Source organism: Paenibacillus sp. FSL H7-0323, assembly GCF_038002725.1.
Classification (GTDB): Bacteria; Bacillota; Bacilli; order Paenibacillales; family Paenibacillaceae; genus Paenibacillus_AQ; species Paenibacillus_AQ odorifer.
On sequence record NZ_JBBODB010000001.1, the window covers coordinates 1,595,345 to 1,608,495 of the forward strand.

Consider the following 13,151-nt stretch of genomic DNA (forward strand, 5'->3'; position numbering starts at 1 on the left):
CTGCAGCCGTCAGGAACACAATAAAGCCCTTTTACCCCGGCTAAGGAGGTGAAAGGGCTTTTTATTGCTTGCCTTCCAGTAGTCTGAATTAGCTTAAAGAGCTCCAACTGTAACCATTTCTCTTATAGAGGCAAGTGTTGTTTCAACGGCTTCAATATAGCTTTTCTCCATTTTATTAGAGAATTCTTTCTCTGCTGCTTTGTTTTGTTCTCCGCTTCTTAGTTCGAAGGTAAAGGTAAATCTTACAGATAAATTGCCATGTTCATCTTCTTCGATTTCATTTTTAATGAAGCCTTTAGTCGGCCCGCCCAGAGGTTCAAAGACGATCATCTGTTCAGGGAAAAAGTTAACCTGTTCATTCATTCTTTCACCGTACAGCACCACTTCCCGCAGAAGTGATCTTTCGTCCTTTTCTACTACTGTGCACTCTGTTATCGCACCTACAAAACGGGTTGCGTCTTCTGCTTTCATAACAAGACCTTGCCATACTTGATGTCTATCCAATACGGGATGATTTTTTGTACTATTGTTAACCGGGATGCTGCTGGATACTGTAAACATGGTATCACTCCTATTTTAGTAATTTATCTTTTTCTTCCACTGAAAGGTCCTGCCAGCGTCATCGGAGCATCTAGTTTAACCAGGAACAGCACAAGAGAAGAGTCCTCAAGAATTTGAATCGTTGACATTTCAGAGAGGGAATAAGTTACCGCATCTCCTTTATTTATTGTAATATCATTCATTGAAATGCTTCCATCCATCACATAAAGCCAAGGTTCCATGCCCTCTATGCTGGGAGGCTGCATTTCTGTTGCCGCTTTAGCATGGGCATCATAAACGATTACTTGTTGTCGAATTTCAAGTGGAGCCTCAACTTCTTTTGGTCCTGCCAGCAATGTCCATTCTCCGTTTGTAGGAATGACAACACGCTCAAAGAACTGAACTTTCGAAGGAAGATCAGCCTTTTCCGGCCGGATAAAGATTTGTAGCATATCGACGGTACTGTTCGGTGTGGACTCCTCATGAAAGAAGCTTTTACCCGCGTTCATCATCATTAGATGGTTAGGAGATACTTCAATCCGGTGTCCGGCCGAATCTTCGTGCAGCATCTTTCCTTTCCACATATAGCTAAAAATCTCATCATTGTTATGCTCATGCATTTTAACAAGCGCACCGGGTCCCAGAATTCCACGATCGATTCTGCTCAGAGGACCAAAAGCATAATCTTCAAGCAAAGGATCTCCCCAGATTAACCCCGGACGCATTAAACGAAGCTGAAAGAGGCCTTGCCCCATTTGATGCCCTTGATTAGCTTTGAGTACTTGCATGGAAATTCCTCCTTTAAATTTGTTCTAAGTCCCATACCCGTCCATGTCCGTTGACATCAGTTTGGGTAAGACCTAAATCGGCTGATTGATTGAGCAAATCAGTTTCCATGTCCGCTAAATCCCGGTTATAAATACTTGCCAATTCCTTAGTGGTCAATGGACCATAGTCCGTAAGCAATTCGCGGACTGAGCGTGGCTCATATTCTACTAAATCAGCCCCTAGCCTGGAGAAAACCTGTAAATAAGTGTCATACGGACGATATCCGTTCAACAGGAGAGTATCCGAATTATCTCCGGCTAACGCATCCAGTAAGCGAATGGCTACAGTCGGAAATCCAGTCACTCCATAGATCCGGCAGATGCGCAAATCCTTTTCGAAAAGCTTCTCAGCTGCCCCTGAATCCAGATCCCGTTTGAATTGTTCGACGTCAAGGCCTGGTATATCATCTGCCAACTGAATATAAACATCATGTTCCTGAATTTTCTTCCGCTCTGTATGAACAGCCCGGCGCAGTCTCCGCAAATAATCATCACCTATGGAACTGCCTTGCATCTGCGCTGCTTTGACCGCGATATTGGAAGGCCATGTGGAAAAATGGGGGTCGGTAATATCTAGCATGACCCGTTCATCACTGGGTTGACCCGTTTTTTCTGATACTAGTCTCCAGTGGGGTGCAACTTGCGCTGTGCTTTCGATTTGATTCTGAGCATCGTAAAAAGCAGACATATCCTTCGTTAGCCCACCCATAACATATTTAAATTGAATTTGCTCGCGATAACGTTCTTTTAATTGATAGGTTATAGGCTCGGATGCCCAGCACCATACACAAAACGGATCGGTAAATGCTATGATTTCAATCTTCATTTTCTTTCTGCTCCTCTTCTATCCGTGAACAAACACCAGTGTTAAGATCACAACCAATCGCTTCTTCATTATCCCAGTTGATTAGAGTAAGCTTAGAGGGACTGCTATTAAGTAAAGCATCATCATCTTCACAATCAAGCCGGGGAGCAGCACTTTCGTATTCAGCGATATCAATCTGTTGCGCCATGATGTTAAGCCTCCTTATGTTTGCATTGAAACAACGTTTGTACCAGCCTCATTTGGTGTCTATGAAGTTATTATGTACCCATGCATCCCAATTGTGAAGTAAGCACAAAATTGTGGTATAGTATCAAAAAAGGTACTAATGGAGGTCTCAAAATGGATTATGAATTCGAAGCATGTCGCGTGATTCCTGTGCTTGAAATCATAACGGGAAAATGGAAACCCCTTATTCTGCGTCATCTGATTAAAGGAGGCACCAAAAGGTTTAGTGAGCTGAGAAGCTTAATGCCAGAGATCACTCAGCGTATGCTCACACTGCATCTGAGGGAGCTGGAGGAGCAGCATATCGTTAAAAGGAATGTCTATGCGCAAGTTCCGCCTAAGGTGGAGTATTCTATTACAGAACATGGTCTAACTCTGGAGCCCGTGTTGGCAGTTATGAATGAATGGGGTACCAAGCACCTGCAATTCATGCAAGAGATGGAGCTTGAGAAAAGGGCCGAGGAGAATGAAATATTGAATTTCGATTGATTGTGGTAAAAAAATATTGAATATATAACTTTATAATAAAGCACGAAAAGGATGTAACATTACAAAAAAAGGGATCTATTTCCTCATATGATGTGATTCACTTCAATTTCGGTTCGGACTTGAGGCGATAGAGGACTGTGTAAGGCTGCTATTTACCGGCAGCCTTTTTAAATTGCCTAACGGTTGTCTAACGTTAGGAATTCATTGCTATTTCGTTTTGGCTTGACACTATATATAAAAGAGGATATTATCTTTTCGAATGTCAGTAAGCACTGACAGACATACTTGAGGTGAAAGGGGAACTATAAGCGTACTATCTTTTGGAATAAAAGTGTGAATTCAATCGGCAGGAATCGATCCAATTCTACATAAAGACTTATCCTGTTAGAAGGAGGAGCGAGTTTTTTTGTACTTAACGAAAATATATTACCTTTTAGAAGTGAGGCAAACTTATGCAAACTACAGATAGTATTCAAAAAAATAACGGTGAGCGCTTAATGCGAATTCTGGTCTTTACACTGATCATTTCCGTTATGAATGGAACGATGTTTAATGTGGTGCTTCCGGTGATCAGCAAACAATTTCAAATTTCACCGTCGCAAGTGAGCTGGATGGTGACCGGTTATATGATTGTATACGCAATAGGAACTGTCACCTTCGGCAAACTGACAGACAAATACAGCTTGAAGAACTTACTGACCTTTGGCCTCATCTTTTTAGCAGCCGGCTCCTTAGCGGGGATCTTGGCCTCCGCTTATTGGATGATGATCGTCGCACGTATCTTACAGGCAGTTGGGGCATCCGTCATTCCTGCGCTGGCCATGATCATACCCATTCGTTATTTTTCACCTGAAAAACGCGGCCGTGCGTTAGGCACTACCGCTATCGGAACAGCTCTTGGTGCTGCACTTGGTCCGATCATTGCTGGTTTGGTGTCCAGCGCATTGAATTGGCAAGTCCTTTTTGTAATTCCTTTGCTTTCACTGTTTACGTTACCTTTCTACCGGAAGTATTTGGATAATGAAAAAGGGAGTGCCAGCAAAATTGACTTTATTGGCGGAATTCTGTTAGCAGGAACAGTAGCTACTCTGCTGCTTGCGTTAACCAATGGAGGTATAGGTTATGCTGTAACCGGAATTGTTTTATTGATCTTGTTCATCTTACGTATTCGTCATGCTGCTGATCCGTTCGTAAAGCCGGTTGTTTTTAAAAACAAATCTTATTCCTTCGGTTTAGCCATTACCTTCGTATTGACTGCAGTAGGCTTCGGCGTTCCCTTTATGGTGCCGCAACTGCTGTCACAAGTAAACCATTTGTCAGCAGCCGTAACAGGGCTCATTATGTTGCCATCAGCCCTTGTGACCGCATATATGGGACGTAAAGGCGGTAAGTTAGCTGATGAAAAAGGCAATTCCTTTCTGTTGTCTACAGCCGCCACCCTTCTTATCATTGGTTTCCTGTGCTTGTCTTCCGTTGTAGGCATGTCACCTATATTTATTTCCCTATTCCTAATCTTAAGTGTTCCCGGTCAATCGTTTATGCAGATTGCCTTGTCAAACACCATTTCAAGAACACTGCCGAAGGAGCAAATCGGAATTGGTATGGGCTTGTTATCGATGTTTAATTTCATTGCTGCAGCTGTATCCACAGCGACTATTGGGAAGATTCTTGACTTTGGTACCCCAACTATTCATTTAAACCCGCTGCCGACAAATAGCGCTGCTTTCGTATACAGCAATATTTTCCTTGCGCTTGCGTTGCTGGTTGCTGTAATGGCCGTTTTATATTTCGTTCTATTCGGCCGCAGTTCGAAAATGAATACAGCCCAACGTGTGGAAAAGGGCCAAATGTAACCGGTATTAATGAGGTTCAGGTGTGCGCCGGTTGCCTTGACATTTCTTTTGTGAAGGGCTATTATCGCGAGGAATGACAGTCGGTACGAACTGGCTACAAAATGAGGTGGGAAAGTTGCGCAACAACAGCACTTTAAGCACTAGTGATAAATTGCTATTGGCAGCAATCGATTTAATCGCAAGCAAAGGCTACAAAGGAGTAACTACCCAGGAAATTGCTGCGACAGCCGGACTCAGTGAAAAAACACTGTTTCGGCAATTTGGCAGCAAACAAAATCTGCTCGAAGCTGCATTTGACCGTTTTCATTATGCTGAAGAAATGACAAAGCTATTTAATGAAAAACTGATTTGGGATTTACAGACGGACTTGTTATTGATCAGTCGAACCTATCATGAAATCATGAACCGTAACCGCAAAATGATTATGATCAGCATTAAAGAGATAGACAATTTACCGGGATTTCATGAAAGAACAATCAAACACCCCAGACAATTCATGGAGATACTATCGAATTATTTTAAGGTTATGTTCGAAAAAGGGAAGCTAATTGATACGAATCCAGAGCTTCAGGCGTACTCCTTCATTTCAATGAATTATGGGACCTTCCTAAACAACCTGGATAACGGCCGGTTTTTCCCTCATATATCACTTGAATCATTTATTGCGGAGAGTGTGAAGACATTTACTAGAGGCTTGGCGCCTTAAAGAGCAACCGTTTTATGAAAATAGGAGTAACGTAGTGAAGCGATCCTGAGACGTATATTGCAAGCCTTGATCCGAATGGAGCAGTGCTTGCCAATACGTCTCTTTTTGTATTCATTGTGTAATTGCTGAAGATGTTATATTCATTACTCTATTCGTCCCGTGCTAATGCTTTTGGTTAAAGGTATCTTTGAGATGATAAGCCATTTGAATTTTTAACATATCGTCTTTATTGTCGAAGCGTATGTTCAGCACTTGCTGGATTTTTTTGAGCCGCTGATAAAGCGTATTGATGTGAATACCAAGCACCGCTGCTGTATTGATTGCAATTTTATCCTCAGACATATAAATGTGCAAGGTTTGCTCCAACTGGCTACTATGACCCGGTGTGCTTTCCAGAGGGCCAAGGATGTCTGAGATAAACTGGTGGATCTCGGAGACATCCTGTCCAAGGAATAACCGGTTGATACCTATATCCTTATATTGAATACATCCAGATTGCTGCTTGCTGAACATATAGTGCAGGGTTTTTTGAGCTTCCGTATTGCTTTTGGCAATATTGACTATGCCTTTGTAAGGGGTACCCATTGCTGCACTCAGCACGTACTTGCTTGAACTGAACCGCCACTCCTGAATCATACGCTCCATGGATTGTTTAACCCATTCGGCATCTGCAGCATGGGGGAAGGAAGTTAGCATGATTACTTGATTATGAAGTCCAAACGCCATATGGGGTGTGCTATTAAAAGTCTCGTTCAGCTTGAACACAAGCCGCTGGATGTTAATTTCTGTCTGATACAGCTCAAATTGACCGGTTATCTCCAGTATAGAAACCGACATGTACCCGGAGAAATCAAGACCTAATTCAACTCCCTTGGCCATCAGCGCATCGTCATTCTGGTTCTGCAGCAACTTAGTGAAGATTTCTTTAGTCTCCTTATAGTAAATGTCAGTGAGGCTGAGTTTCTTGATCATCTCCAAGGCGAACAGCGAGCTGGATTGCTCAAGAGTCACAATGTCCATGCTGGCAATCGGTCCGGTAAGCCTGACCATGATGCACCCCAGCAGCACCTTATCGACAGTAACGGGATGCAGATAAAATTCCTGTTCATGGAAGCTGATTGTAAGCGGTACGTGATCCTCGGTATCCCAAAGCCCTGCAATATCATCAAATTCAAGCTGTATCTGCTGAGAATTGCCGTTATGGGAATGCTTGTTGAGCATATCCACGAAGGACGCCGGCATTTTGATCATGCGGTTCAGCTCTTTGACAATGGCATGTATGCCTTTGTTCTTCAGAGACAAAGCAGTCAAGGCCTCATGAACCTCCAGGCGTTTCTGCAAAATCTGGTTGTTCTCCTGAATCTGGCCGCTCAGCTCCGTAACCTCCTGCAATACATTCTGAACTTCGCTATACAGCTTTGCATTCTCCACAGCGATAGCTACCTGATCGGCAAATACTTTCAGTAATTCTAGATCATAGGCGGTGAACAAGCCCTCATCATCAAACCGGTGCAGCGTTAATGTCCCTCTTCGTTCTCCTCGTATGGTAACCGGAACAGAAATCATGGAACGGGCAATATATTGTTCATCGGTGAGCAGCTTATTACGGAAGTTCTGATTCTCCGGCGACAGGTGCTCCAGTTCATCCAGCATATCGTTCATATTGTAAATCCTAGCAATCCCATCATCAAATACCTTTCCCGACAATGATTCACCTCTGCGTGTATTATGCAGCAGCGAGCTTGCAATATTCCCCACATAAGCCAGTGGAATCAGCAATTGCCGTTTCTCGTCGAATAAGCGGAAGATTCCGCTTGTGCTGAGGGGAATGACTGTCAAAGCAATTTCTAGGATTCTGTTCAACAACTCATCGTAGTTAAGTGTTGAGGTGAGTGTCCGGATACCTTCAATAATATTTCTGAATTCACTGCTGCTGAACAGCAGCTTGCTGGAAATGACAGGGTTTACTTTCGGATTCAATTCGACATCTCCTCACCATTGCGTTAGAATACATGACATTAAAATCGAGATTATAGAGGTAACATACATATATTCTATACTAAATTAGAGGTTTTAAACATAGAAAATTGTCGATAAATCTATAGAATGAAGACAAGTCAGAGTAAATTTGTTTTTATGATAGTTTTTCTGACATATCATTAAACATTATTAAAGGGGGCGTTTCAATGAAAAAGGGTACGATGCTGCTGATGATTATGGCGGTAATGATGTTTCTGTATGGCTGCAGTTCTTCCGGTTCGAATTCCGGTTCCGGTGCAGCAACCGGCAATTCGGAAAGCAATAGCGGCGGTGCAGCGCTAAGTGATGAATTAAGAATCGCTTATCCGACTCAGCCGTCCACGCTAGACCCGCAGATGGTTACAGGTGGTGCAACCAAGGATGCTGCTCGTCCAATCTTTGAAACACTCCTCACCTTGAATTCTAAGTATCAGGTGGTCCCAATGCTTTCGGAAAGTTGGGACAAGAGTGAAGACGGTCTCGTGTACACCTTCCAGCTGCGCGAGGGTATTCACTTTCATAACGGGAAAGAGATGACTTCCTCAGATGTTGTAGCCTCCATGAATCGCTGGATTACCTTATCAACAGCTGCACAAGGAATCATCGGAGATGGCAGATTCACAACGGATGGAGATTATACCGTTGTCCTGACATTAAATAAACCTTCTCTGGATGTGTTGCTAGTAATGGCAACCTACAAGCAATTTCCGGCTATTATGCCTGCTGAAGTCATTAAGAGTGCCGACCCGAGTTCCGGTATTAAGGAATTCATCGGAACCGGGCCTTACAAGTTCGTAGAATGGAAACAGGATCAATATATTTCATATACCAGAAACGATGATTATCAACCGCTTGATACGGAAGCAGACGGACTTGGTGGCAAGAAGGTGGCTGAAGTTAAGGATATCCGCCTCTCCTTTGTCTCTGAGGACTCCACCCGCATGATTGGCTTACAGTCGGGAGAGTATGATGTTGCCAGTCAGCTTGGAGCCGACAACTATGACAGCATCAAGGATGATTCCAGCCTGAATACAACCCAGGTAATGACAACGAACATCAGCATGAACTTTAATAAGAAGCAAGGTCTGTTTACCGATTTGAAAATGCGCCAGGCCGTAAATGCGGCGCTGAATATCGATGATATATTCATGGCGAATCCGGGCATTCCGGAGTTCTACCGCATTGACCAATCGTACATGCTGAAGGAGCAGAGCGACTGGTACGTGGAACCGGAAGCAGGCCTTTTCAACCAGAAAGACCCGGAGAAAGCCAAATCTCTTCTGGCGGAAGCAGGCTACAATGGCGAAGAAATCCGCCTGCTGGCAACCCGTGAATATGGCTATATCTATGATCAGGCCGTTGTAATCAAAGATCAGCTTGAAAAAGCAGGGATGAATATTAACCTGGTTGTGTATGATTGGCCTACGCTCGTAGCGAAGTTAAACGAGTCCGCTGAATGGGATTTGAATCTTGGCGGTTATACCTCCGTAGTAACACCCTCCCAAATCTCGGCTTTAAATCCGAACTATTACGGCTGGACAAATGACCCGGCCATTACGGAAGGGCTCAGCAAGATGAACGCCGCTGCATCAGAGGAGGAAGAGCAGGCGATCTGGAAAGATGTTCAACAGACCGTGTGGGATTATCTGCCGACCATTAAGTTGGGTGATCTCTACACCTTGACAGCAACAACCTCGAAGGTTGAAGGGTACCACGATTTCGAAGGAATTGTGCTGTGGAATACCAAGGTCTACAAGTAATTTTCAGTCAAGGAGGCGGTACGGAGTGAAAGCATATTTGATTAAACGCCTGTTGTCTGTACTGCCGGTATTGTTCATCGTCTCGCTGCTCGTATTCATGATTATTCATTTGACGCCGGGTGATCCGGCGTCAGTCATGCTGGGAGACGAAGCAACACCGGAGGAAGTGGCGGCCCTGCGCGACCAGCTTGGTCTGAATCTGCCGCTCTACCAACAGTACTTTCACTGGATTGGCAATGCTCTGATAGGTAATCTGGGTTATTCCTATTTCATGCAGCAATCGGTTACGGAAGCGATTTTTGACCGCCTTGGGCCAACGCTTTCATTAGCAATTATGGCTCAATTGATTGCAGTTGTTATAGCGATTCCAATCGGTATTATCTCTGCACGGAAACGGGGTACAGCAACAGACCAGTCCTTAATGAGTCTGTCACTGCTTGGGTTGTCGATCCCAAACTTTCTACTTAGCCTGTTCCTGGTGCTGATCTTTACAGTCAATCTGAAATGGCTGCCGGTTGCCGGATACAGGCCGCTGAGTGACGGGTTATGGACGCATTTCAGGTATTTAATCATTCCCGCTACTGCGCTCGGCACGATTACAGCTGCGCTTATTGCCCGGATGACCCGTTCCTCGATGCTGGAGGTGCTGAATGCCAACTATATCAAGACAGCCCGGTCCAAGGGGGTCAAGGAAAGAGGCGTGATCTACCGCCATGCCCTGAGAAATGCATTCCTGCCCGTATTGACAGTCATCGGTCAGACCTTTGCTGGGCTGGTTGCGGGGGCTGCGGTTCTCGAAACCATCTTCAATATCCCTGGAGTCGGCCAGCTGATCGTCAACTCTGTCCAGCGTCGTGATTATTCTGTCATCCAGGGAGCTGTGTTATTTATTACCGTAGCTTTTGTATTTATCAACCTGCTGGTGGATCTGCTATACAGCGTCATAGATCCAAGAGTCCGGTTAAATGGCTAAGCAAGGAGGGCATGAAATGGACGCAATTGAGAATATGAATCTGCAAACTGTGAAAGTCCATATGAAAAAACAGCACCGGAGCCTGATGATGAGGAGGCTGCTTGCGAATAAATCTATGGTGTTCGGATCTATTATTGTCCTGATTCTAGTCATTGCCGCAATTGCGGCTCCATACATCACCAAGTATGACCCTTATGAAATGACTGTTGCAGACCGCTTGAAGGCGCCGGATACGAACCATTGGTTCGGCACGGATAACTTTGGACGCGATATATTCAGCCGGACACTTTACGGTGCCCAGGTATCCATGGGGGTAGGATTTGCCGTTGCACTTGCCACTTCAGCCATGGGGCTTGTGATTGGCCTGTACGCCAGCTACTACCGGTTCCTGGACAATATTCTAATGCGAATCTGCGACGGGCTTATGGCTTTCCCGGGTATTCTGCTCTCCATCGCACTGATGGCCGCGCTCGGAGCCAATGTCACCAATGTCATTATTGCGCTCAGCATTGTCTTTACTCCAGCAGTAGCCCGGGCTGTCCGATCTTCGGCGATTGTCGTCCGGGAGCAGACCTATATTGAAGCCATGAAGGCACAAGGGGCTTCCGGCAGCCGGATATTATGGATGCATATCGCACCGAATACGCTATCTCCGCTGATTGTACAATCCACTTTTATTTTTGCCGAAGCGATCATCGTGGAAGCTTCACTCAGCTTCCTGGGTACAGGAATTCCGGCGCCTTCGCCCAGCTGGGGCAATATTCTGTATGACGGCAAGCTGGTCATCATGAAGGCGTGGTGGATGACGGTGTTTCCCGGCTTAACAATGGTACTGTCCGTGCTTTCGCTGAATCTGTTCGGCGACGGGCTGCGTGACCTGCTGGACCCTCATACGCAGAATGTAAAAAAATAAAACACGGAGAGGAGAAGGCTATTCATGAACAATCAGCTGCTGCTGGAGGTCAAAGAGCTCAAAACGCATTTCAAGACAGAACGAGGCAGGGTAACGGCAGTTGACGGAATAACATTCCATGTCAATGAAGGTGAAATTGTTGGCATTGTAGGTGAATCCGGCTGCGGAAAAAGTGTAACCTCACAATCCATTCTCCGCTTGTTCGACGAGAAATACACAGCCAGCTATGAAGGCGAGGTGCTGTTTGAGGGCAGGAACCTGCTGAAGGAATCCCTTGGCGGGATGGAGGATATCCGCGGCAATGATATCGCCATGATCTTTCAGGACCCGCTCAGTTCACTGAATCCGGTCTACACGATAGGGTATCAAATCGCAGAAGCGGTCCGCATCCATCAGCAGGTATCCAAGAAGGAAGCCCGGCTGCGTGCGGTCCAGATGCTCCGGCTGACCGGAATTCCTTCCCCGGAGAGACGGGTGGACGAATATCCGCACCAGCTGTCGGGAGGCATGCGACAACGGGCGATGATTGCCATGGCACTCGCCTGCCGCCCGAAGCTGCTGATCGCCGACGAACCGACAACGGCGCTGGATGTAACAATTCAGGCACAGATTATGGACATGATTATGGAGCTGAACCGGGAGCTTAACATGGGCGTAATTCTCATCACGCACGACTTGGGCGTGGTTGCTGAATCCTGCAAACGGGTGGTAGTCATGTATCTGGGCCAGATCGTGGAGGAGGCAGATGTGCAGGATCTCTTCGACACTCCACTTCATCCGTATACGAAGGGATTGATGCAGTCTATTCCCCATATGGATGGGGACCGTTCCTTGCCGCTTCACGTCATCAAGGGTTCAGTGCCTTCATTAAATAATGTACCGAAGGGGTGCCGGTTTGCCGCGCGTTGTCCTTACGCCGATGAGCTGTGTCTGTCGAGGATGCCGGAGCTGAGCGAGGCGGACAACGGCCAGAAGGTGCGATGCTGGCATTATGAGCAAATCAAGTAAAGGAGGCGGATGACAATGACCGTTCAACAACCAAGACGCCCTTTGCTTGAGGTAAAGGGCGTCAAGAAATATTTCCCGGTAAAAAGCCCTCTAGGGGCAACCCTCCAGCAGGTCAGGGCGGTTAATGACATTTCTTTCAACATGTACGAGGGTGAGACATTCGGTGTTGTAGGCGAATCCGGCTGCGGCAAAAGCACTATGGGCCGCACCATTCTCCGACTGACTGAACCAACGGAAGGCCAGGCAATTTTTCAGAACAAGGATCTGTTTGGACTCTCGGAGCGGGAGATGAAGCCGATGCGCCAGCAGCTGCAGATGGTATTCCAGGACCCGTATTCCTCACTCAATCCGCGCAAGCGGATTGGCGCTACGCTGGAGGAGCCGATGATTATTCACCGGATGGGGAATAAGCGGGAGCGTACAGACAAGGTGATGGAAATTCTGCAGAAGGTGGGCATGAATGCCGATCAATATTATCGTTATCCGCATGAATTCTCGGGAGGGCAGCGCCAGCGTATCGGGCTGGCCCGCGCACTGGTCATGAATCCCAAGCTGATCATTTGCGACGAACCGGTCTCTGCGCTGGATGTATCCATTCAGTCGCAGATCATCAATCTCATGCAGCAGCTTCAGCGTGAGCTTAAGCTGACCTTCCTCTTCATTGCCCATGATATCAGCGTGGTCCGGCATATCTCTGACCGGATCGGCGTGATGTACCTGGGGCAGATGGTCGAGCAGGCTCCTACAGACAAGCTGATCAGGACTCCGCTGCATCCTTATACCCAGGCCCTGCTGTCAGCGGTACCGGCCACGAAGCCGAATGAGGTCCGCGAGCGGGTGATTCTCAAGGGGGATTTACCTTCTCCGCTGAACCCGCCTGCGGGTTGCATTTTTCATACCCGCTGCCCTTATGTCATGGACCGGTGCAAGACGGAAGCCCCTCTGAATAAAGAGGTAACCGAGGGACATTTCGTAAGCTGTCATCTGCATTAGCAGGCTGTTTTAAGCCAGG

The 13,151-nt window shown here is 46.2% G+C and carries 13 protein-coding genes; 8 read left to right on the top strand and 5 right to left on the bottom strand.

Annotated elements, in window-relative coordinates; translation table 11 throughout:
• Positions 1-93: 93 nt before the first annotated feature.
• Genes MHH89_RS07295 through MHH89_RS07310 form a run of 4 tightly spaced genes read right to left on the bottom strand, consistent with a single transcriptional unit; the run spans position 94 to position 2,380 of the window.
• A complete protein-coding gene (locus tag MHH89_RS07295) occupies positions 94-561 on the bottom strand; it encodes an SRPBCC family protein (protein ID WP_076277576.1) in 468 nt (155 codons plus the stop codon).
• A 23-nt stretch (positions 562-584) separates the two neighbouring features.
• On the bottom strand, positions 585-1,328 hold the full coding sequence (locus MHH89_RS07300; RefSeq protein WP_341086737.1) for a pirin family protein: 744 nt from the start codon (positions 1,326-1,328) through the stop codon (positions 585-587).
• A 13-nt stretch (positions 1,329-1,341) separates the two neighbouring features.
• Complete coding sequence (locus tag MHH89_RS07305) at positions 1,342-2,193, bottom strand: DsbA family protein (protein ID WP_341086739.1); 852 nt, start codon at positions 2,191-2,193, stop codon at positions 1,342-1,344.
• Positions 2,183-2,380, bottom strand: coding sequence for a hypothetical protein (locus tag MHH89_RS07310; protein WP_076279732.1), 198 nt, complete (start codon positions 2,378-2,380; stop codon positions 2,183-2,185). The genes MHH89_RS07305 and MHH89_RS07310 overlap by 11 nt, the downstream gene beginning before the upstream one ends.
• A 152-nt stretch (positions 2,381-2,532) precedes the next feature.
• Between MHH89_RS07310 and MHH89_RS07315 the strand changes: the two genes are divergently transcribed.
• From MHH89_RS07315 to MHH89_RS07325, 3 genes are all read left to right on the top strand, one after another.
• On the top strand, positions 2,533-2,907 hold the full coding sequence (locus MHH89_RS07315; protein ID WP_076217626.1) for a winged helix-turn-helix transcriptional regulator: 375 nt from the start codon (positions 2,533-2,535) through the stop codon (positions 2,905-2,907).
• A 452-nt stretch (positions 2,908-3,359) separates the two neighbouring features.
• On the top strand, positions 3,360-4,760 hold the full coding sequence (locus MHH89_RS07320) for an MFS transporter (RefSeq protein WP_076281769.1): 1,401 nt from the start codon (positions 3,360-3,362) through the stop codon (positions 4,758-4,760).
• Between the two features lie 115 nt (positions 4,761-4,875).
• Positions 4,876-5,466 carry a TetR/AcrR family transcriptional regulator gene (locus MHH89_RS07325; protein WP_254847688.1) on the top strand — a complete coding sequence of 197 codons (591 nt, stop codon included), beginning with the start codon at positions 4,876-4,878 and terminating at the stop codon, positions 5,464-5,466.
• Positions 5,467-5,628: 162 nt separating this feature from the next.
• On the opposite strand, the gene MHH89_RS07330 is transcribed toward MHH89_RS07325, so the two are convergent.
• A complete protein-coding gene (locus tag MHH89_RS07330) occupies positions 5,629-7,446 on the bottom strand; it encodes a GAF domain-containing protein (RefSeq protein ID WP_076217624.1) in 1,818 nt (605 codons plus the stop codon).
• 206 nt (positions 7,447-7,652) lie between these two features.
• Between MHH89_RS07330 and MHH89_RS07335 the strand changes: the two genes are divergently transcribed.
• From MHH89_RS07335 to MHH89_RS07355, 5 genes are read left to right on the top strand one after another with little or no spacing between them, the layout of a single operon-like run.
• A complete protein-coding gene (locus MHH89_RS07335) occupies positions 7,653-9,245 on the top strand; it encodes an ABC transporter substrate-binding protein (protein WP_076277581.1) in 1,593 nt (530 codons plus the stop codon).
• Between the two features lie 25 nt (positions 9,246-9,270).
• Positions 9,271-10,218, top strand: a complete 948-nt coding sequence (locus MHH89_RS07340) for an ABC transporter permease (RefSeq protein WP_076217622.1) — start codon at positions 9,271-9,273, stop codon at positions 10,216-10,218.
• Positions 10,219-10,234: 16 nt separating this feature from the next.
• Positions 10,235-11,131: an ABC transporter permease gene (locus MHH89_RS07345; protein ID WP_076279734.1), complete on the top strand. Its 897-nt coding sequence runs from the start codon at positions 10,235-10,237 to the stop codon at positions 11,129-11,131.
• Between the two features lie 24 nt (positions 11,132-11,155).
• On the top strand, positions 11,156-12,139 hold the full coding sequence (locus MHH89_RS07350; RefSeq protein WP_076217620.1) for an ABC transporter ATP-binding protein: 984 nt from the start codon (positions 11,156-11,158) through the stop codon (positions 12,137-12,139).
• 9 nt (positions 12,140-12,148) lie between these two features.
• Entirely contained in the window at positions 12,149-13,132 is a 984-nt protein-coding gene (locus MHH89_RS07355; protein WP_076217619.1) for an ABC transporter ATP-binding protein, read from the top strand.
• The last annotated feature ends 19 nt before the right edge of the window (positions 13,133-13,151 follow it).